The 19,994-nt window shown below is 36.5% G+C and carries 19 protein-coding genes and 1 tRNA gene; 5 read left to right on the forward strand and 15 right to left on the reverse strand.

All coding sequences use genetic code 11. The features are described 5' to 3' along the window. Nucleotides 1–383: 383 nt before the first annotated feature. Nucleotides 384–920, reverse strand: coding sequence for a ribosome biogenesis factor YjgA (gene yjgA / locus HMPREF1052_RS02520; RefSeq protein ID WP_005759297.1), 537 nt, complete (start codon nucleotides 918–920; stop codon nucleotides 384–386). 95 nt (nucleotides 921–1,015) lie between these two features. On the opposite strand from yjgA, the gene pmbA reads away from it, so the two are divergent. Together pmbA and hpt are read left to right on the forward strand one after the other, a co-directional pair. Next, nucleotides 1,016–2,371: a metalloprotease PmbA gene (gene pmbA, locus HMPREF1052_RS02525; RefSeq protein WP_005759317.1), complete on the forward strand. Its 1,356-nt coding sequence runs from the start codon at nucleotides 1,016–1,018 to the stop codon at nucleotides 2,369–2,371. A 259-nt stretch (nucleotides 2,372–2,630) separates the two neighbouring features. Next, the gene (hpt, locus tag HMPREF1052_RS02530; RefSeq protein WP_005759320.1) at nucleotides 2,631–3,170 is read left to right on the forward strand and encodes a hypoxanthine phosphoribosyltransferase; all 540 of its coding nucleotides are present in this window, start codon (nucleotides 2,631–2,633) and stop codon (nucleotides 3,168–3,170) included. A gap of 81 nt (nucleotides 3,171–3,251) precedes the next feature. Here the strand turns inward: hpt and HMPREF1052_RS02535 are convergent, their stop codons facing one another. The 3 genes from HMPREF1052_RS02535 to HMPREF1052_RS02545 all read right to left on the reverse strand — a co-directional run bounded on the left by HMPREF1052_RS02535 (nucleotide 3,252) and on the right by HMPREF1052_RS02545 (nucleotide 7,011). Continuing rightward, complete coding sequence (locus HMPREF1052_RS02535) at nucleotides 3,252–4,385, reverse strand: glycerate kinase (protein WP_005759333.1); 1,134 nt, start codon at nucleotides 4,383–4,385, stop codon at nucleotides 3,252–3,254. Nucleotides 4,386–4,394: 9 nt separating this feature from the next. After that, nucleotides 4,395–5,774, reverse strand: coding sequence for a GntP family permease (locus HMPREF1052_RS02540; RefSeq protein WP_005759307.1), 1,380 nt, complete (start codon nucleotides 5,772–5,774; stop codon nucleotides 4,395–4,397). A 127-nt stretch (nucleotides 5,775–5,901) separates the two neighbouring features. Further along, nucleotides 5,902–7,011 (reverse strand): sugar diacid recognition domain-containing protein, encoded by a 1,110-nt coding sequence (locus HMPREF1052_RS02545; RefSeq protein WP_005759327.1) that lies wholly within the window; start codon nucleotides 7,009–7,011, stop codon nucleotides 5,902–5,904. Nucleotides 7,012–7,207: 196 nt separating this feature from the next. On the opposite strand from HMPREF1052_RS02545, the gene rpsO reads away from it, so the two are divergent. Together rpsO and HMPREF1052_RS02555 are read left to right on the forward strand one after the other, a co-directional pair. Then, nucleotides 7,208–7,477, forward strand: coding sequence for a 30S ribosomal protein S15 (rpsO, locus tag HMPREF1052_RS02550; protein ID WP_005759306.1), 270 nt, complete (start codon nucleotides 7,208–7,210; stop codon nucleotides 7,475–7,477). A gap of 239 nt (nucleotides 7,478–7,716) precedes the next feature. Beyond that, nucleotides 7,717–7,806, forward strand: a tRNA-Ser gene (locus HMPREF1052_RS02555). Between the two features lie 53 nt (nucleotides 7,807–7,859). Here HMPREF1052_RS02555 and priC read toward each other — a convergent pair. From priC to gloA, 4 genes are all read right to left on the reverse strand, one after another. Then, on the reverse strand, nucleotides 7,860–8,459 hold the full coding sequence (gene priC / locus HMPREF1052_RS02560) for a primosomal replication protein PriC (protein WP_005759310.1): 600 nt from the start codon (nucleotides 8,457–8,459) through the stop codon (nucleotides 7,860–7,862). 57 nt (nucleotides 8,460–8,516) lie between these two features. Then, a complete protein-coding gene (locus HMPREF1052_RS02565; RefSeq protein WP_005759325.1) occupies nucleotides 8,517–9,890 on the reverse strand; it encodes a Na+/H+ antiporter family protein in 1,374 nt (457 codons plus the stop codon). Nucleotides 9,891–9,941: 51 nt separating this feature from the next. Further along, the gene (gene rnt, locus HMPREF1052_RS02570) at nucleotides 9,942–10,625 is read right to left on the reverse strand and encodes a ribonuclease T (protein WP_005759312.1); all 684 of its coding nucleotides are present in this window, start codon (nucleotides 10,623–10,625) and stop codon (nucleotides 9,942–9,944) included. Between the two features lie 90 nt (nucleotides 10,626–10,715). Continuing rightward, entirely contained in the window at nucleotides 10,716–11,120 is a 405-nt protein-coding gene (gene gloA, locus HMPREF1052_RS02575) for a lactoylglutathione lyase (protein WP_005759299.1), read from the reverse strand. Between the two features lie 179 nt (nucleotides 11,121–11,299). On the opposite strand from gloA, the gene pgtP reads away from it, so the two are divergent. Further along, nucleotides 11,300–12,628: a phosphoglycerate transporter protein PgtP gene (gene pgtP, locus HMPREF1052_RS02580; protein WP_005759323.1), complete on the forward strand. Its 1,329-nt coding sequence runs from the start codon at nucleotides 11,300–11,302 to the stop codon at nucleotides 12,626–12,628. A 102-nt stretch (nucleotides 12,629–12,730) separates the two neighbouring features. On the opposite strand, the gene HMPREF1052_RS02585 is transcribed toward pgtP, so the two are convergent. The 7 genes from HMPREF1052_RS02585 to HMPREF1052_RS02615 form a co-directional block, all read right to left on the reverse strand. Further along, the gene (locus HMPREF1052_RS02585) at nucleotides 12,731–15,031 is read right to left on the reverse strand and encodes a TonB-dependent receptor (RefSeq protein ID WP_005759321.1); all 2,301 of its coding nucleotides are present in this window, start codon (nucleotides 15,029–15,031) and stop codon (nucleotides 12,731–12,733) included. A 204-nt stretch (nucleotides 15,032–15,235) separates the two neighbouring features. Further along, entirely contained in the window at nucleotides 15,236–15,892 is a 657-nt protein-coding gene (locus HMPREF1052_RS02590) for a DUF799 domain-containing protein (protein WP_005759319.1), read from the reverse strand. A gap of 12 nt (nucleotides 15,893–15,904) precedes the next feature. Further along, a complete protein-coding gene (locus HMPREF1052_RS02595) occupies nucleotides 15,905–16,255 on the reverse strand; it encodes a DUF4810 domain-containing protein (RefSeq protein ID WP_005759316.1) in 351 nt (116 codons plus the stop codon). A 9-nt stretch (nucleotides 16,256–16,264) separates the two neighbouring features. Next, nucleotides 16,265–16,933 (reverse strand): CsgG/HfaB family protein, encoded by a 669-nt coding sequence (locus tag HMPREF1052_RS02600; RefSeq protein ID WP_005759322.1) that lies wholly within the window; start codon nucleotides 16,931–16,933, stop codon nucleotides 16,265–16,267. A gap of 167 nt (nucleotides 16,934–17,100) precedes the next feature. Then, on the reverse strand, nucleotides 17,101–17,802 hold the full coding sequence (locus tag HMPREF1052_RS02605) for a LutC/YkgG family protein (RefSeq protein WP_005759305.1): 702 nt from the start codon (nucleotides 17,800–17,802) through the stop codon (nucleotides 17,101–17,103). Between the two features lie 4 nt (nucleotides 17,803–17,806). Continuing rightward, the gene (locus HMPREF1052_RS02610; protein ID WP_005759326.1) at nucleotides 17,807–19,216 is read right to left on the reverse strand and encodes a LutB/LldF family L-lactate oxidation iron-sulfur protein; all 1,410 of its coding nucleotides are present in this window, start codon (nucleotides 19,214–19,216) and stop codon (nucleotides 17,807–17,809) included. Nucleotide 19,217: 1 nt separating this feature from the next. Next, nucleotides 19,218–19,949, reverse strand: coding sequence for a (Fe-S)-binding protein (locus tag HMPREF1052_RS02615; protein ID WP_005759324.1), 732 nt, complete (start codon nucleotides 19,947–19,949; stop codon nucleotides 19,218–19,220). Nucleotides 19,950–19,994: the final 45 nt, after the last annotated feature.

The raw sequence follows: 19,994 nt of genomic DNA on the forward strand, positions 1-19,994 counted from the left end.
ATGAATAATCCTTTCCACCCATCTTAACTTTATACTGAAGATAGATTAAATATTGCTTCAATAATTGTAATGCTTTAGCCTGATGGAGTTGAGGTTTTCTGTAGTTTATAAGAACAACAGTAAGTTTGCAAATAGGAATAAATCTCAATAATAAAATATTATCTATATTAGGTACTAACGAATTTGATTCATTTCGTTTATTTTTAATAAAAGAGCAGTGCCTGAATAAACACTTGGAATAAGTATTCCAATTGTATAATAAAAATCCTGACTGTTTAAGGCAATCAGGATATGATTAATTATTTAGTTAAATAATGTTTGTATAGCAAGGAGATAATAGAAAAATTTCTGAATATTTAACCGCACTTTTGCTCGGCTAGAAATTAATCTCCGATGATCATTTGTTTTAAATATTGATAAATTTCACGATAAGCTTTAGGTGGTTTGTTTTGTTCCTTTTCTTTTTGTGCTGAACGAATCAAATTACGTAAATGTTGACGATCTAGTTGAGTATATTCATTGATTAAATCCGCTAAACCTTCATCGCCTTTAGTGATTAAGTCATCTCGCATAAATTCGAGTTTATGTAACATAACTTGTTGTTGATTATGTTTATTTTCAATTTTATCTAATGCTTCTTGAATTGGCTCAATGTCTGTAGAACGTAATAATTTACCAATATATTGTAATTGGCGACGTTTAGCTTCTTTTACTGAACGTTGAGCTAGCTCAATTGCTTCTAATAAGTTGCTATCCAATGGGATTTTTTCTAAGTTAGTTTTTGTGAGAACCACTAATTTTGCACCTAATTTCTTAAGAGCTTCCGCATCTCGTTTTATTTCACTCTTACTGACCCAGATAATTTCTTCTTGATCTTTTGTTTCCCAATCAAGTTCAGGCTTTTTGCCACGTTTCTTCATTTTGCTTCCTTTTTTAATTTTGACCCGTAGCATTTTAGCATAAAACCTAAAAATAAGATAAAATGCAGTGAAAATCATGCTAGTAGGGCTTTTATATGGAAAATTTAGAAAATCAAACCGCACTTTTAAAACAGCAGGAACAGGAATTACGTGATGCCGTATGTTATGCGGTAGATATTGCAAAAAAAGCGGGAGCTACCGCAGAGGTTTCAGTTACTAAAGTAAATGGATTATCGGTTTCAACCCGTCTAAAAGAAGTTGAGAATGTTGAATTTAATAATGATGGTGCATTAGGCATTTCTGTTTATTTAGGTCAACAAAAAGGGAATGCATCCACTTCAGATCTTAGTCAAGCTGCAATTAAAAATGCTGTGGATGCAGCATTAGCGATTGCAAAATATACCTCACCAGATGATTGTACAGGTTTGGCTGATAGAGAATTAATTGCCTTTGAAGCGCCTGATTTAGCTTTATATAAAGCGGCTGATATTAATGTGGATAAAGGTATTGAATTAGCCTTACAAGCTGAAATAGCTGCTTTAAATTATGATAAACGTATTGTAAATAGTAATGGTGCTAGCTTTAATTCTCATAATGGTGTGCGAGTTTATGGGAATAGTTATGGTATGTTACAAAGCTATTTATCTAGTCGTTATTCTCTTTCTTGTTCTGTGCTTAGTGGCATTGATGAGCAATTGGAAAATGATTATGAATATACTATTTCTAGAGATTTTAACCAATTAGAAAATCCTACGTGGGTAGGGGAGAATGCCGCTAAAAAAGCGATTGCTCGTTTACAACCTCACAAAATATCCACTCAAGAATCACCAGTGATTTTTTTAAATGATGTTGCTACAGGGCTTATTGGTTCATTAGCAGGGGCAATCAGTGGGGGAAGTTTATATCGTAAGGCGAGTTTTTTATTAGATTATTTAGGGAAACAAATTTTGCCTGATTGGTTCCAAATTAGTGAACGTCCTCATCTAAAAGGGGGATTAGCTTCTACACCATTTGATAGTGAAGGGGTAAGAACTGAAGCTCGCGAAATTATTGAGCAAGGGATCTTACGTACTTATTTATTAACCAGTTATAGCGGTCGTAAATTAGGTATGCAAAGTACAGGCCATGCTGGTGGGATCCATAATTGGTTAGTCCGCCCGAATAAAACGGGAGGCTTAGAAAGTTTGTTACGTGAAATGGGGCATGGTTTATTAGTCACAGATCTGATGGGGCAAGGCGTTAATATGGTTACTGGAGATTATTCTCGTGGGGCATCAGGTTTTTGGGTAGAAAATGGTGAGATCCAATATCCAGTGGCAGAAATTACTATTGCAGGGCAACTCAAAGATATGTTGCATGATATTGTGGCAGTATCTGATGACATTGAACATCGTTCAAATATCCAAACTGGGTCAATTTTACTAGAAAGTATGAAAATTTCAGGTAATTAAAAAATATTTTGCAAATGATAATAATTCTTATTGACAAGTGAATTTTACTTCTATAAGATACACACATCTGTTAAGGAAATGATTAAAAATAATTTGGTAGAGGTTATTTTTAGTCGGCATAGATAGCTCCAAACAGGTAGAGTACAAAGTAAATTCGTTAGGGTACTAAAAGACCGATGTTTTTTAACATCGGTCTTTTTTTTGTGATATTATGAGCGACCTCAAAGCTCTGTTTAACTCAATCATTGGAAAATATTTTATGAAGAAACATCATGTTGACGTCTTAATTTCAGAACAAGACGTACGTGCAAAAATTCAACAACTAGGTATAGAAATCACTCAATATTATCAACAAAAACAGATTGATAAATTAATTGTCGTAGGACTATTACGTGGTTCTTTTATGTTTATGGCTGATTTAGTACGTGAACTTAAATTGCCTGTTGAAATTGAATTTATGACAACTGCAAGTTATGGTTCAGACATGACGACTAATCATGATGTGAAAATTACCAAAGATTTAGATGGCGATATTAAAGATGAACATGTATTAATTGTGGAAGATATTATTGATACAGGTTATACCTTAGAAAAGGTTCGTGAAATTTTGGGACTACGTCACCCTAAGTCAATTGCTATTTGTACATTATTAGATAAGCCTTCACGTCGAGAAGTACAAGTGCCTGTTGAGTGGGTAGGCTTTCCAATTCCTGATGAGTTTGTGGTGGGCTATGGCATTGATTATGCACAACGTTATCGCAATTTAGGTTATATTGGTAAAGTTGTGTTGGAAGAATAAGTTAGGTTAACCAACTGAAAATGAAAAATGCGGTAAATTTTTAGAAAATTCACCGCACTTTTTTGTTTGTAAATTGATCTGTTAATGGTGCAATTGATAGAGTCTAGCGATATTTTGTGCAGTAGAAACTAAGTTCGCATAGCCGAGCCTTAAAGTGTCCTCTAAGCTAGCTAATTGACGAATAATTGGAAATACTGCGTCAATCCCATGATCATAGACCACTTCATAATCTTCACGTAAACAACCAACAATAGCGATCACAGGTTTGCCAAATTGTTTTGCGGTTTTCGCAACACCAATTGGCGTTTTACCATGGATGCTTTGTGAGTCCATGCGACCTTCACCCGTAATGATAAGATCTGCCTGCTCCGCATATTGAGCGAGTCGAGTTGCTTCCATGACGATTTGTACGCCAGCTTTTAGATTGACATTAGGCAGTAATAATAATCCGCCTCCCATTCCACCAGCAGCACCTGCTCCAGCATGCTCACGAATGTTAAGCTTGAGGCTTTTTTCGAGTATTTGAGAAAAATGGTAAAGCGCTTTATCAAGTTGTTGCACAATTTCCGCTGTTGCGCCTTTTTGTGGACCAAATATCGCAGAGGCGCCATTTTCACCACAGAGTGGATTATCCACATCGCAAGCCACGTCTAATTGTACGCCTTGTAAACGAGGGTCTAACTGGCTAATATCAATTTGTCTAACATTGATAAGTGCTTCGCCTATGGGTTCGATTGGATGGAGATTATGATCTAGTAGTTTCGCCCCTAAAGCTTGTAGCATTCCTGCTCCTGCGTCGTTAGTTGCACTACCACCAATACCAAGAATAATTCTTTTAACCCCGAGATCTAAAGCGGCTTTAATTAATTCTCCAGTGCCGTAGCTTGTGGTTTTACGAGGATCTCGTTTTGATGGTGGAACTAAATGCAACCCTGATGCCGCTGCCATTTCAATGATAGCTGTTTGTTTATCACCAGAAATCCCGAAGCTCGCTTTAATTTTATTGCCAAGCGGAGCCTTCACATCAACTTCAATTAGCTCGCCTTCTAAGGCATCTACAAGTGATTGTACAGTTCCTTCGCCACCATCAGCCATTGGGATCTTGATATAGGTCGCAGTGGGATAGACTTTTTTAAAGCCTTCTTCAATAGCTTTAGCCGCTTCTAGCGCAATAAGGCTTTCTTTAAAGGAATCTGGTGCAATTAGAATTTTCATATCATTACCTTAGTGTAAAAATAATGAAAGAATATAAACGGTTATCATACCGACAATTCCCATAATAAAGGTGAGCAAGCTTTGGGTTTTATAACCCTGTTGTGGTGTCATTTTGGTGAAGTTAGTCACTACCCAGAAATAACTGTCATTTGCATGAGATACACACATTGCCCCTGAGGCGATTGCCATAACGGTTAAAGCTGCACCCATTTCAGAGGTTAAACCTAAGGCATTCATTAGTGAATCGCTTGCATTGAACATCCCCATAATGGATGCTGTTGTAATAATCGCTACGGTTGAACTTCCTTGTGCTGTTTTTAAAATTGCAGAAATTAAGAATGGGAAGAAAATTCCAGCAGCACTAATAGTTACAGCATTTTGTTTTATATACTCTACAAAGCCAGCTTCTGTAATGACTTTTCCTAACACGCCGCCTGCCGCAGTAATAAAGAGGATTGGGCCAACAATTTTCAATGTTTCATTAGTTAATTCATTAAATTCTACAGTTTTTTTAGTATTCACTAACAAGAAAATTGAGAAAATAACACCAATCGCTAAAGCAATAATAGGATTTCCTAGGAATTGAACGGGTACCGCAATATCACCTTCTAATCCCATAATTTTGCCAATTGAACCTAATGCCATAAAGAAAATTGGCATAATGATTGGTGCAAGGCTTAAGAAGCCACTTGGTAAAGGTCCATAATGTTTAAGTAAATCATCATAACTTTGGGTAATTAGCTGATCATCTTCAGCTGATGGCTCTAACATTACCTTTTTGCTCGTGAATTTGGCAAAAATATAACTAGCAATTAAAACAGGAATAGAAACTACAACCCCCATAATGATCACCAGTAGAATATTTGAGCTTAAACCCACAGCGCCAGCAGCTGCAATTGGTCCTGGTGTTGGTGGAATAAATACATGAGAAGCATATAAACCAGCACTTAGTGCTACTGACATACTAATTGGGTTGGCTAGAATTTTTTTACTAATCGCTTCACGAATTGGATTTAATACAACGAAACCGCTATCACAGAATACTGGAATACCTACGACCCAGCCCATAATCAGCATGGCTAATTCAGGACGTTTTTGCCCTACGATATTGACTACAATATCTGCTAATTTTAATGCAGCACCTGTTTTTTCTAGCACAGTACCAATAATGGCACCAAAGATAATCACAATACCGATACTTTTAAATGTGCCACTAAATCCATCACCAATAATGCTTGGGATTTTATTTAAGCTAATGCCCGCAATAATTGCCAAACCAAGAGAAACACTCATTAATGCTAAGAACGGATGGACTTTTAATTTTGATATCATCCAAATCATAATTATGATAGCGATGATAAATGTGATAATAAGAGAAATACCAGACATAGTAATGCTCCTTAGATAAAATAAATAGGTCAGTCTTATTATTGATAAATCTGACTATAAAATCTTTGTATTAAAATACAAAAAATTGATTGTTTTATTTCTTATTTTTATGTAAACATCTAATTTTTTAAAGTTGAAATGTACCGATATAGAGAATAAATTTATCTTCTATCTTATTGATATTTAAGCCAGTTATTTTTTCTATTTTACTTATTCGATAACGTAATGTATTGATATGAATAAACATAGATTTTGAACTGAGAGAAAGATCACAATTTGATAAAAAATATTGTTTTAAAGTTTTTCTAAGTATGCCGTTGGGATCTTGTTGCACTAATTTATGAAGTGGGCTAGTTAATAATGCATGTTGCCATGATTCAGAAAAAGTGTTGATTAACACAGGAAAGCGTTCTTGTGAAAATGAATAAATGGTTTTTTTAGGATGTTGTTTTAAGCCATATTCTAAAGTGGCTTTTGCTGTTTGATAAGAAAGATGAAAGCTATTTATTGAACTGGTTGTTAAGCCAATAGAGAGTTTATATTCTTGAATCTGCAATAAAGGTAATAAATGGTTAATTTGTTTTTGTTGAGTGATAGTTGTCAATATGGAGATTGGCATAATCATTGCAATTTGATCTAATCCAATGGGCACTGATGGGGTTTGTGGAAAGGTCTGTTCCAAATAACTCAGCGTAGTTTGCAATTTTTCTATATTTGCTTGCAAAAATTTAATAATGATCACCGCACTTTCAGGGGCTAATGCAATGTTAAATCCATGAGTCTGTTCAAGGATTTGTGATAGATTATGAGAAGAGCTATCTTCCAGCAACTTTATGATAAATTCTTCTCGATAACGGCGTGTCCAACGTTCTTTTTCTAAGGCTGCGTGCTGTTCAATAATCAGCTCGGCTGTCATTCTGACTAATTCAGCATAAGCACTAATCTTTTCAGGGACTCCTGAAATACCAATGACACCAAGTATTTTGCCTAAATAATTAATAGGTAAATTAATACCAGGTTGTACTTCATCATTCCATTTTTTGGCAAGCTGCTCATCAATTTCGATAGTGCGATTTTCACGGATTGCTAAGATCGCACCAATATGTTTTTGATGAAGGCGTTTGGTATCGCCAGAAGCAATGATAATGCCATTTTGATCCATTACATTAATCGATGAACCAATTATTTTCATTGCACGTTGAACAATTTTTTGTGCAATCATTTGATTGAGAAGCATAGCGTTTCCTTTTACGAGAAAAGTGCGGTTAGATTTACAAAAATTTTAGCAGAACTTATGCATCATAGCCGAATGAAATGATAAATATTTATTGCTTTTTTATATCTAATGGCTACAATACTAGCTCCTTGTCGTAGCTGGATTAGAGATCGGCTAACGATGTATCATTAACAAACCCTAGTTATAAGGATTTAATATGTCTCTAACTACAGAACAAAAAGCAGCAATCGTTGCTGAATATGGTCGTGATGCAAAAGATACAGGTTCATCAGAAGTTCAAATTGCATTATTAACTGCACAAATTAACCACTTGCAAGCTCACTTTGCAGAACATAAAAAAGATCATCATGGTCGTCGTGGTTTATTAGGTATGGTTTCACGCCGTCGTAAACTTTTAGATTATTTAAAACGTAAAGATTTAGCACTTTACCAAGAAACAATCAGCCGTTTAGGTTTACGTCGCTAATTCTTAGCAATATTACAGAAAGCTCTCCTTGCGAGGGCTTTTTTTATGAGCTGATTATTTAAAATAAAATTAAATATAAGTTAAAAATTCAATTAATCATTTCATTTAAAAATAATAAATAACGCCTTATATTATTATTTTGTTTTAAAATTCATCAATCAGGTTAAAAGTTTATTTTTTTATTTACTTGCGCTTGACATTAAAGGCTTAAAAACGTATTATTCACCTCGCTTAATTGCGGAGGAATGGTCGAGCGGTTGAAGGCACCGGTCTTGAAAACCGGCGAGGGTTTACGCCCTCCGTGAGTTCGAATCTCACTTCCTCCGCCACTTAATTTAAAGAACCCGTAAGTTGAAAGATTTACGGGTTTTTGCTTTTTGAATTAACTGTTTTCTATTTTGTTATTTTCTTTCTCTTCTTTTTCTTCTTGGAAAGATAAATACTCTTCCAGTATATCAATGGCTTCTATACATCTTGCTTTGCGTTGATTGGTGATTTCAATTTGTCGTAAATAAATTCCTTTATCTTGAGCAGTCGTACAAATCTCAAGGTTATCTTGTAATTCACTTACTTTTTCATTTAGCGCTTGTAATGCTTCATAATAGCGAACTAGACGTTCTCTTGGCGGTAATTGATTAATCTGTGCTTTTAATTTTTCACGTTTATTTTGCGTTGTTTTAGTTGCTGTTTTATTTGTTTGTAATTCCACAATATTCAGTGCATCGGTAAGGGCTGTACATTGTGCAAGTAATTTTTCTGTGAAAAAACTAATTTGTTCAATTTGGTCATTATTTAGCTGTTTTATTTGATCTAATGTTTGTTGCAGTTGTGAGAAATAAAATGCCCCTTTCTCAAAATCTTCAGTAAATAAAGTGCGGTCAAATTTAGCATAAATTTTTTTATCAGCAGCATTTGAAAATTGTTTAGTTAGCGTAGTCACTTTTTCTTGTAACTTATCAATAAGTGCGGTGAGTTTTTGCATAAAATTCCTAAAGCTAGATAAACAAATCTCCCCGAAGTAGAGGAGATTTTGAGATAATTAAAGTATCATTGCGGCAATCCAACCAAACACTAATAATGGAATATTAAAGTGTAAGAATGTGGGTACAACAGAGTCCCAAATATGATCGTGTTTACCGTCCATATTTAGACCTGATGTTGGTCCTAGAGTGGAATCAGAAGCAGGTGATCCAGCATCTCCTAAGGCGGCTGAGACACCAACAATTGAAATTGTTGCTAAAGGAGAGAAACCTAGGGTTAAGCAAAGCGGTACATAAATTGAAGTAATAATTGGTACAGTAGAGAATGATGAACCAATTCCCATGGTAATTAATAAGCCTACTAATAACATTAAGAAAGCAGCAATACCTTTACTTTCAATGCCTTGGCTGAAAGTTTGTACTAAATCATTGACACCTTGTGTGGCATTAATTACGTTAGCAAAGCCCGATGCCGCAATCATAACAAATCCAATCATTGCCATTAAACGCAAGCCTTGTTGGAAAATATCATTGCTTTCTTTTAAGCGGAATACGCCACAGATACCAAAAATAATTAAACCAGCAAGCCCACCAATAATAGTTGAACTTGTGAAAAGTTGTAAACCGAAGGTGACTACAACAGCAATAATACTGCTAGTGATATGGAATGGTTTAATATTTGCAATATGTTGCTCGATTTCTGCTGTTGTTGGTTCAGCAACATTAATGATGTATTCTCTGGGTTTACGATAACTGACAAAAACAGCAAATAATAAACCAAGAATCATTCCGCAAACGGGAATTAACATGGACATTGAAACTTCAGCGACTGAAGTTTGTAAACCTAATTTTTCACCCACTGTATTAATGTTTTTTACTAATACACTTTCAATAAAGATTTTACCGAATCCAACAGGTAATAACATATAGGTTGCAGTTAAGCCGAAAGTTAACACACAAGCTACCGCACGGCGGTCAATATGTAATTTATTGAGAATAGAGAGTAGTGGAGGAATCACAATTGGAATAAACGCAATATGTACTGGGATTAAGTTTTGTGATGAAATAGCAAATAATACAAGAACACCAAGAATGAGATATTTAAATCCAGCCATTGATTTACCACTTGGTGCTTTACCTAGACGTTTAATAATTTTATAAGCTAATAAATCAGTAATTCCAGATTTAGAAATAGCCACTGCGAAAGCACCAAGAATTGCATAGTTCATTGCCACTTCTGCACCACCACCGAGGCCTTCGGTAAAGGTTTTTATGGTGTCACTCATACTTAGAACAGCAATATTTTCTCCACCTAAGTGTGTTGAGAAACCTGCCACAAGCGCTGAAATAACAAGGGCAATTACCACATTAATGCGTAATAAACTGAGCGCTAATAAAACAATGATAGAGAGTACCACTGGATTAGTTAACATTGTATTGGTCCTTTTGGTTAGATAAAAATTTTAAAAAAAACAACCGCACTTTTAATTTGCTGAATCATCAGATTGTACAATATGTGGAAAACCACCTAAATGTTTTAAATGATTTACCATGTAGCAAAATAATTCTGCCGTGCGTTCCGTATCATATAAGGCGGAATGAGCCTGTTTACCATCAAATGTAATTTTAGCCACTTTGCAGGCTTTCACTAAAACTGTTTGTCCGAGCATAAAGCCACTTAAAGTTGCGGTATCAAACATGCCAAATGGATGAAATGGATTACGCTTCACACCACAACGTTCAGCCGCCGCCATGACAAAACTTTGATCAAAAGTTGCATTATGAGCTACGATAATAGAACGTTGACAACCATTGTCTTTCTGACCACGACGAACCATTTGGAAAAGACCTGTAATTGCATCAGTTTCTGAAATAGCACCACGTAATGGATTGTGAATATCAATACCATTAAATTTTAATGAGTCAGGGTTAATATTTGCACCTTCAAAGGGTTCAATATGCGCATGATATTTTTGATCAGGCACAAGCCACCCATTTTCATCCATTTTAACGGTGATTGCTGCTAGTTCTAATAATGCATCTTGTTTGGCATTAAAACCAGCGGTTTCTACATCAATAATTACAGGATAATAACCACGAAAACGATTTTTAAGTAAATTGTAATTAGTTGTTTCGTTTTCTGTTGTTTCTGTATGAAGTTCTGTCACGATAATAATCCTAATTAAAATAAAGGAGGTACGAGTAAAGCAATAGTACAATAAAAAATGAAAAAATAGGTCGAACTTTACAGATGAGAATTAACCCAATGCTGATTTAGCACTTTTATTTTCGATAAATTCAATTTTGTAACCATCTGGATCTTCTGCAAATGCGATAACTGTTGTGCCACCTTTTACCGGACCAGGTTCACGGGTGATTTTTCCACCTTGCGCACGAATGGCTTCACAAGTGGCATAAATATCATCAGTGCCAATAGCTAAATGACCAAAGGCATTGCCTAATTCATATTCGGTGACTCCCCAGTTATAAGTCAGTTCAATCACTGAGGTTTTATCTTCATCATCATAACCGACAAAGGCTAAGGAATATTGATATTCAGGATTTTCACTAGTGCGTAACAATTTCATACCCAAAACTTCTGTGTAAAATTGAATTGAACGCTCTAAATTTCCCACACGTAACATTGTATGTAAAAGACGCATCTTTCTCTCCTAAAATAAATGCATAAAAATTATCAAAAGTAAAGTTAATTATGCCATAAAATCACTTAGATAAGAAGAGTGTGAATCTGATCGCAAAATTGAATAGTGAAGCTTGAGTATATACCTATAAATAGGTATATGTAAAAATAAGTTTATAAACAAATCAAGGAGTAATATACATGTTTAGATTCTTAAAAGCCTCTCCCCCAATTCCTCGTCTTGAAGCCTCACAAATTGATAATGAATATAAAAAATTACGTTGGCAAGTTTTTTTTGGTGTATTTATTGGATATGCTGCTTATTATCTTATTCGTAAGAATTTTTCTTTGGCAATTCCTTATTTAATTGATGAATATGGCTATACCAAGGCTGATCTTGGTACAGTTGGTGTGGCACTTTCTCTTGCCTATGGATTTAGTAAATTTATCATGGGTAATGTTTCAGACCGTTCAAACCCAAAATATTTTATTACTATCGGCTTGCTAGGATCTGCCTTAGTGAGCTTAATTTTTGGTTTAGTACCTGGTGTGTTGGCATCTATACCATTTATGGTGGTATTAGGGGCATTGAATGGTTGGTTTCAAGGCATGGGCTATCCTCCTGGCGCAAAAACTATGACCAACTGGTTCAGTAAGTCCGAACGTGGTGCTTGGTGGAGCTGGTGGAATGTTTCCCATAAACTTGGAGGCGGTTTAATTGGACCATTAGCTTTATTAGGATTAGCGATTTTTGGTACTTGGCAATCTCTTTTTTATTTACCAGCATTAATTGCTATTATTTTAGCACTTATCATGTTTTTCTTAATGCGAGATACCCCTGAATCAGAAGGACTGCCTCCTGTTGATGAATGGAAAGGTGAAGCGGTTATTGAACAAGTGGAATCCGCACATACTTTGTCATCTATGGATATTTTCAAAAAATATATTGTGCATAATAAATTCTTATGGGCAATTGCAATGGCAAATGTGTTTGTGTATTTCATTCGTTATGGAATTATTGATTGGGCACCTACTTACTTAAAAGAAGTGAAGCATTTTACAGTAGATAAGCAAAGTTGGGCATATTTCCTTTATGAGTATGCTGGTATTTTTGGAATGTTAGCAAGTGGTTATTTAAGTGACAAGGTGTTTAAAGGACATCGTGCGCCACCTATGTTGCTGTTCTTAACTGGTGTATTAATTGCTATTTTTGTATATTGGAAAAATCCAGCAGGTAATCCTTTAGTAGATAATATCTGTTTAGTTGCAATTGGTTTCTTAATTTATGGACCAGTGATGATGATTGGTTTACAAGCCGCAGATTTAGTTCCACGAGTGGCAACAGGTACTGCAACAGGTTTAACAGGATTATTTGGTTATTTACTTGGCTCAGCATCAGCAGGTTGGGTAATGGGAAAACTAGTTGATTTATATGGTTGGGATGGCGGCTTCTACGCACTTATTATAGCAAGTGTGTTAGGTTTCTTATTTATTGCTTACACATTATTCTATAAGCCAACTCAAGCCTAAATTTTTTATAAATAAACCGCACTTTGATCTGCACCTTAACCAGTTGGTTTAAGTCTCCAACTTTTAAAGTGCAGATCATTGTTTTTCTAAGACGTTGACTAATTAGAAACTCAAATTCACACCAAGCATTGCATTTCTACCCATTTGCGGAATATGTGGTAAGTAGGAAGCGTGTTGGTACATCTTTTGATTTAGCAAGTTATCTACCTTTAAGAAAACTTGATATTCCATTTGGTTTAGGTGATTGCTATAAGTCACCCCTAGATTCACTTGGTGATAGCCTGGTGTTCGTTTTTCATATTTCGACAGTTTATTTTGAGCAAACACGCGGTAATATTCCAACATTCCTGACCAATTTTGGTTGAAATCAGCATTAAATCTTGTACCTAAACGCAGTGGCGGAACACGAGGGGCAGAAATGTCAGGTTGTTTTTCCCAACGAGATACTTGTCCTCGTTGTGGTCCGAAAATATAGTAACCCATTGCCATATCTGGTAAATCCACTAATTTTCCACGTACATAATCACCAAATACGGCGAGGCGATAGCGTGGAGTAAATAAATAGCCGATTTCACCTTCTATACCGCTAAAACGAGCTTTTGCTTGGTAGTAACGATTTACTTTAAGATTATATTCATCGGTCATTGATTTTGGACCACGGTTATCGTTGAGGGTAAACGGATAAATATAGTTACCGTAACGTGTGTGGTAAACATTGAATTTATAATCCCATTTATCACCGACATAAGCTAACGAAAGTTCAATTTGGTTAGAACGTTCTTTTTTCAGATTTTTATTACCCGCCTCAAAGGCATTCATTGCAATATGCTTGCCGTGAGCGTAAAGCTCTTGAGCATTTGGCAAACGTTCTTGATGTGCCATATTTAAGGTCAATTTATGATTTGGTGCGAAATACCAATGGGTTGCAAAGCTATAGGAGTAGCCTTTGTCTTTATGCGGATCAAGATTTGGCATTGGTGTATTAAAGTATAACCAGCGGTCAATCAATTCCACATCATAATCCATTGAGATTTTTTGGCGTTCTGCACGTCCGCTAAGTTCAAAAGCTAAGTCTCCTAAATTCCAACGTTCAATCGCAAATAGGCTTAGCTGCTTGGTTTTCGGATTATTCAAAAGCTGCTGTTTATTCACTGCTCGTGATTCCTCTAATGCTAAAGCACTGGTGAGCTGGCTGGTATATTGCAAACCAATTGCTCCTTTTAAGCCTTTCCACTCCTTATGTACTAATTCAAAACGTAGGTTTTTGCCTTTGTTTTTGAAGTAGTTTTCCACTCTGTTACCATCTTTCTCATCGTGGTAATAATCTACATAATTGGCGGACACTTTAAAAGACTCAAATCCTTTGAATGGATTTCGCAATTCGCCATCAAAATCATATCGCTTACTGTGTAATTTGATCCAAGGTTTGCCATGAACATGTTCTTCTAAGCCAGTTGATGAGGCTCCTGGAATGTGAGTATGTAGCAAACGCAAGCCTGGGTTATTGTAATCAATATCACTTTCTTCAGCCAAATGAGGGTAGAAACGCAAATAGCCTTTTTCAAACATTACCGATTGACGAATAATGCTGATGGTGTGGTGCTCATATTTGTGTGTATGTCCGATCAAACCATAGTGATCTCGGCGATCAGTGTACGCCATGCCAATATGTCCTCGCTCGCCAATCCAAGAAAGCCCGATCGTGCCTGTTTGTGATTGTACATCACTGTCTGGTACTCGGTGATAAGGCTTGCCCTCAATGGTGAAATGAGGTGCATAATATTCAGATGCCTTGTTGTACAGACCTTGTACATGTAACGCAAGATTTGGGGTTAAGGCAAAAGTTGAGCCAAGATAGGTTAAACGTTCTTTGCTCGCTGAGCCAAAACGTATACCCGCTTGCCCTTCATAACCTTTCTCAGGAATTGTTGTTGGGATTTTTTCGTCTACCACATTAATTACACCAGCCGTATTGCCAGCACTATATAACAGGGTTGTTGGGCCACGCAAAATCTCAATGCGTTTAGCCAACAAAGCATCAACCGTCACAGCGTGATCGGGTGACATTCCCGACATATCTAGGTTCTCACCGTTATTTTGTAAAATTTTTGCGCGTTTACTTTCTTGTCCTCGGATAATAGGTGTACTCGCTCCACCACCAAATTGACTAGAATGAATCCCTAACTCTCCAGAAAGGGCATTACCTAAGGTTGCACCACGTTGCTTGAGCGTTTTTTCCTCAACTATTGCCTCATTGCTGTTTAGTTCATTACCGACTAATTTCCCCTTGGTTGATGGCAAACTTCCATCAATCTGAATTTCCTCCAATACGATTTCACTCGCATAGCTCATTCCGCTCATTGCAATTAACGCTGCAACGGCAAGATTATTTTTATTAAACATTCTTCAAACCTAAAAAAGCATAAATAAATAATAGGGAAGGCAATTTACAGAGATTTGAAAGAAATTGCAAGATATACATAATAATTTTATAGATATATTGTAAGTGGTCATTTTTTTGGAAAATTTGCGATTGGTAGAATAGCATTATAAAAAAAATCCGCACCTTATTAATTAAGATACGGATTTTTATCGTTACTTTAAATATTATTTGCTATCGGGCTTATTGTAACTAGGGTGGCGAGGGCCAACTAATAATCCACCATTTTTCCCTAAATGCACTAAGTTACTCATTGCTCCAGCTGAGATTTCATAGCCTTTATCTTTTGATGTATCAATTACCTGACTTACTACTGCTTTAACTAGTGCAACTAATGCTCCATCATTACTATTTTTAGAACCTTGGCTATAGGATCCCGTTCCTTCCCATAAGACTTTGCTGGTTTTTAGGTCCACAAGTTGTCCTTCAAGAGAAACTGTAGTTACGCTATCAAACACTTTATAACTTGTCCCATACTCATTCACATTTAAATACAAAATGCTATCGGCACCAAAAATATCGCGAATTTTTTTATGACTTGCACTGCGAATCGCTGCACCATCAACTAAACCATTTTGCTTGAAGGTTTCATCTACAAGAGCTACTGGGTAAACATAGTAACCTTTTTCTGCGAGTTGATAGGATGCTCTAGCCAATACACTTGTATCCGCTTTTGCATCTACAGAATTGTTGACAGGCATGACGACTAAGATAGATTTTGGTTTACTTTCTTTTAATGCGGTGTAGTCATATTGTGGTGCAGGTTTAGTCGCACAACCTGCAAGTAAGATAGCACTAGCCAAACCTATTAATACTTTTTTCATTGCGGTGTCCTCTTACTTTTTACGTTGTAAAAATTGCATAAAAGTAGTGCTTTCAGGATAAAGAGCTTGTTCCTGTTGGAATGCTGCTTTTGCCTCAGCTCTTTTTCCCTGTTTCAGCAACGCTAAGCCCAAATGTCCATATACTCCAGGAGCAACTGGCTTACTGCTTTGTTTAGCTTGAGAAATAATTTGATTTAATGAATCTTCTTGTTTGGCAAAATCACCTGTTTCATTATAGTGAGCATAGACGACATCAGAATAATTTCCCCAATAATAGAGATCGGTATTCTCTTTTTTACTTCCACAAGCGGCAAGTAAGGCGAACGTTACTCCCATACTTAGTACTTTTAATGTTTTTATCATCGTAAACCTCTATTTTGTGGGAGTCCAACGACCAGACTCAATACCATTAATTAAATTGTTTACTGCTTCACGAATTGCAAGATCAAGTACCTTACCATTTAAGGTTGAATCATAACCTGCAGTACCACCAAAGCCTAATACTTCACGATTAGACAGATTATATTCTCCTGCGCCTTGAGCTGAGAACACAACTTCAGATGTATTTACATTCACTACATTCAACATCACTTTGGCATAGGCAACTTGTTCTTTACCACGACCTAAGATCCCAAATAATTGGTGATCGCCTACGGTTTTACGACCAAATTCCGTTACATCGCCCGTAATAACGTATGTTGCTCCTTTGAGGTTCTGTTTTTTCCCTTTAATTTTAGCCTCAGACTTAATTTCACTCATATTTGTGCGATCTAACACAGAGAAACGCCCAGTTTGTTGTAAATGAGAAACCAAAATTGTTTTTGATTGATTACTAAGTTGATCCACCCCATCTGAGAAAACGCCATTTTGGAAACTTGATTTATTATCAAATTTTCCAACAGAAATAGGTGCTTTAACCCCATTGTAAGTAGCTGCGGTTGTTGCAGCTTGAGTTTCAGTTGGCGCGACCACACGAGAACCTTCTGTTGCACACCCCACCAACCCCAAGATACAGGCACATAATGTCACAATTTTTTTCATGAAAAGCTCCTTAGATGATAGATAAATTGCCAAATGATAATGATTCCTAATAACTTAAAAAGCAATGTTTTATTGAAAGAAAAGATGATTAAAATCAAATAGAAAAATAAATAAACACCGCTTGCAAATCAAATTACAAGCAGTGATTTTTTCTAATTTATTGAAAATTACAGATCATCAATTACCAAATAGATTTTATGCACGGGACCATGAACGCCTACTACTTTGATAAGCTCAATATCAGCGGTTGCTGAAGGACCTGAAATGATGTTCACACAAGATGGCATTCTTTCGCCTAATTGAGCTTTGTCGTGCAAGATTTTTGCAAGCTGTGCCACACGAGGTAACACTGTGCTTTTGCGTAAGATTACCACTGATTTTTCAGGAAGTAGGCTTACTGATCTGCCGTAATCTTTGCTGGAGAACAATACAACGCTACCGGATTCGGTTAAACCATACTCACCATAAACAATGCCGATATTTGCCTGTTTTGCTTTCAGCAAGTTTTCATCGCCGCTATTGAAATCCCATTGGTAGCAATGTTCATATTTTGCTTTTAGCGTATCGGTAATGCCTAGAGCTTTTAAACGCTCATCGTTGTTTACGATAATATTACCACCGCCGTATTTTTCACAAATGTTGATAATTGCCGTGGGTAGCCCAGATTCTTTTGCTTCCACCACATCAGTCATCATTACACGAGCAAAATCAATAAACTCTTGACAGAGTTGAGCTTGGCTACGATTAGTTAAACGCGTAATGGCGTGGTCATTCACTAATTTTGGCATTGGCTCAGGGATAGTTTGAAGTGGTCTGCCCATACATTCAGCTAATTTCGTTAAAAATTTTTCACGGTTTTGTAGATCCATCTTATTATCCTCTGTAAGTAAACCATTCACGGAAACTTTCACCTTCTGCATTTGGTAAGTCACGAGCTTTAGTCCATTCAGCTAATGCTCCAAAGTTTACAGGCGTTTTGCCATTTTTAATAAACTTACTCGCCACTTTTGCCCCCACTTTTACTCCTACTTTCCACAGAGTTGGGTGTGAATTCGCGAAGTTGAAACCGAAGATAGACAAACGCTCCGCCATTGGTGTCATTCCACTTTGAGCGATGTTTTCACGGTGTTTTAAAATCAGTTGTGCTAGCGGAATTTTTACAGGACAAACACTGTTACAGGCAGTACAAAGCGAGCAAGCATAAGGTAATTCTTTAAATTCCTCATATCCGCCTAATAGTGGCGAAATAACTGAGCCAATTGGACCTGGATAAATTGAACCATAACCATGACCACCAATTTGGCGATAAGCAGGGCAAGTGTTTAAGCAGGCACCGCAACGAATACAACGTAGGACTTCTTTAAATTTACTTTCTAAAATTTTTGAACGTCCATTATCCACAATCACTAAATGAAATTCTTCAGGGCCGTCAGTTTCTCCTTCTAAACGTGGACCTGTAAGCCAAGTGTTATAAGCAGTTAATTTTGCACCTACTGCACTACGAGCAAGCATTGTAATCAATACATCAACTTCTTGGAAAGTAGGGGCTAAGCGTTCCATTCCCATTACCGCAATATGTGTTTTGGGTACTGTCGTTGCCATGCGTAAGTTGCCTTCGTTGGTTACAAGACAAACTGAGCCTGTTTCTGCCACTGCAAAGTTACAACCTGATATTCCAATATCGGCTTCTAAGAAATCTTGGCGAATTTTCTGACGCACAAAGGCAGTCATTTCTTCGGGCGTTTCTGAACCGTTGTAGCCCAACATATCCTGTAGATCTTGGCGAATTTTATGGCGATCTTTATGAATTGCTGGTACAACAATATGTGATGGCTTATCGCCTACAATTTGCAGTAAATATTCACCCAAATCAGTTTCTATTACATTAATGCCTTCTGCTTCTAACACATGGTTCATTCCGATTTCTTCGGTTACCATTGATTTGGATTTAACAATTTTTTGGGCATTTTTTGCTTTAGCCACTTGTTTGATGTAGTTAGTTGCTTCTTCAGCTGTTTCAGCGAAGAAAACATGTCCACCATTTTCAGTGACTTTTTCGCTAAGTTGGTAGAGATAAGCATCTAAATTAGCTAAAACATGGTTACGAATTTGTGCGGCTGCATCACGCCACTCTTCCCAGTTACCAAGCTCATCAACCATACGTTGACGGTTTGCTCCGATGGTTTCTTGAGCTTTTACTAAAGCTTTACGTACAATTTCGTTGTTCACTTGCTGATCAACACGTTGTTTAAATGGCAGAGTGTTAGTTTGTAAATATGACATATTATTTTTCTCCCTGCATTAACACTTCAGCAATGTGCATAACTTTGATTGGCTTACCTTCACGGCTTAAACGACCGCTAATATTCATTAAACAACTTACATCAGCGCCAATTAAGTAATCTGGTTGTTCAACATTAATATGTTCCACTTTTTCTTTTACCATTTCACCAGAAATTTCTGCCATTTTTACTGAGAATGTGCCACCAAAACCGCAGCAAGTTTCTTGGTTTTTAATAGGAAGTAATTCTAAGCCCTTCACATTTTGTAATAAGGCGATTGGCTCATCTTTAATGCCTAATTTACGAAATAAACTGCAAGAAGGGTGATACACGGCTTTTCCTGGGAGATATGCCCCAACATTGGTAACACCTAATTGATTCACAATGAAATCGGTTAAATCATAAAAACGGTTTGCTACTTTTCTTGCTCGTTCTACCCATTCGATTTCACCAGAACGCTCAAAATATTCTGGATAATTTTTAATCGCATACACACAAGAACCAGCAGGAGCAACGATTGGGTAATCATTTACTTCAAAAGTTTCCACTAAGTTTTTCATTCCTGCGATAGCTTGTTTAGTATAGCCACTATTGATAGCAGGTTGCCCACAGCAACCTTGTTTTTCAAGAAAAGTGATTTGACAGCCGAGCTTTTCAAGTAAAAGTACAGTGTTTTTGGCAACACCGGCTTTCATCACATCAGCAATACAGGTGACATAAAAATTGACGTTCATAATGAACTCCCACAAATAAAAATAAGAATCAAACTCAAAAATCCC

The organism is Pasteurella bettyae CCUG 2042, assembly GCF_000262245.1.
Classification (GTDB): Bacteria; Pseudomonadota; Gammaproteobacteria; order Enterobacterales; family Pasteurellaceae; genus Basfia; species Basfia bettyae.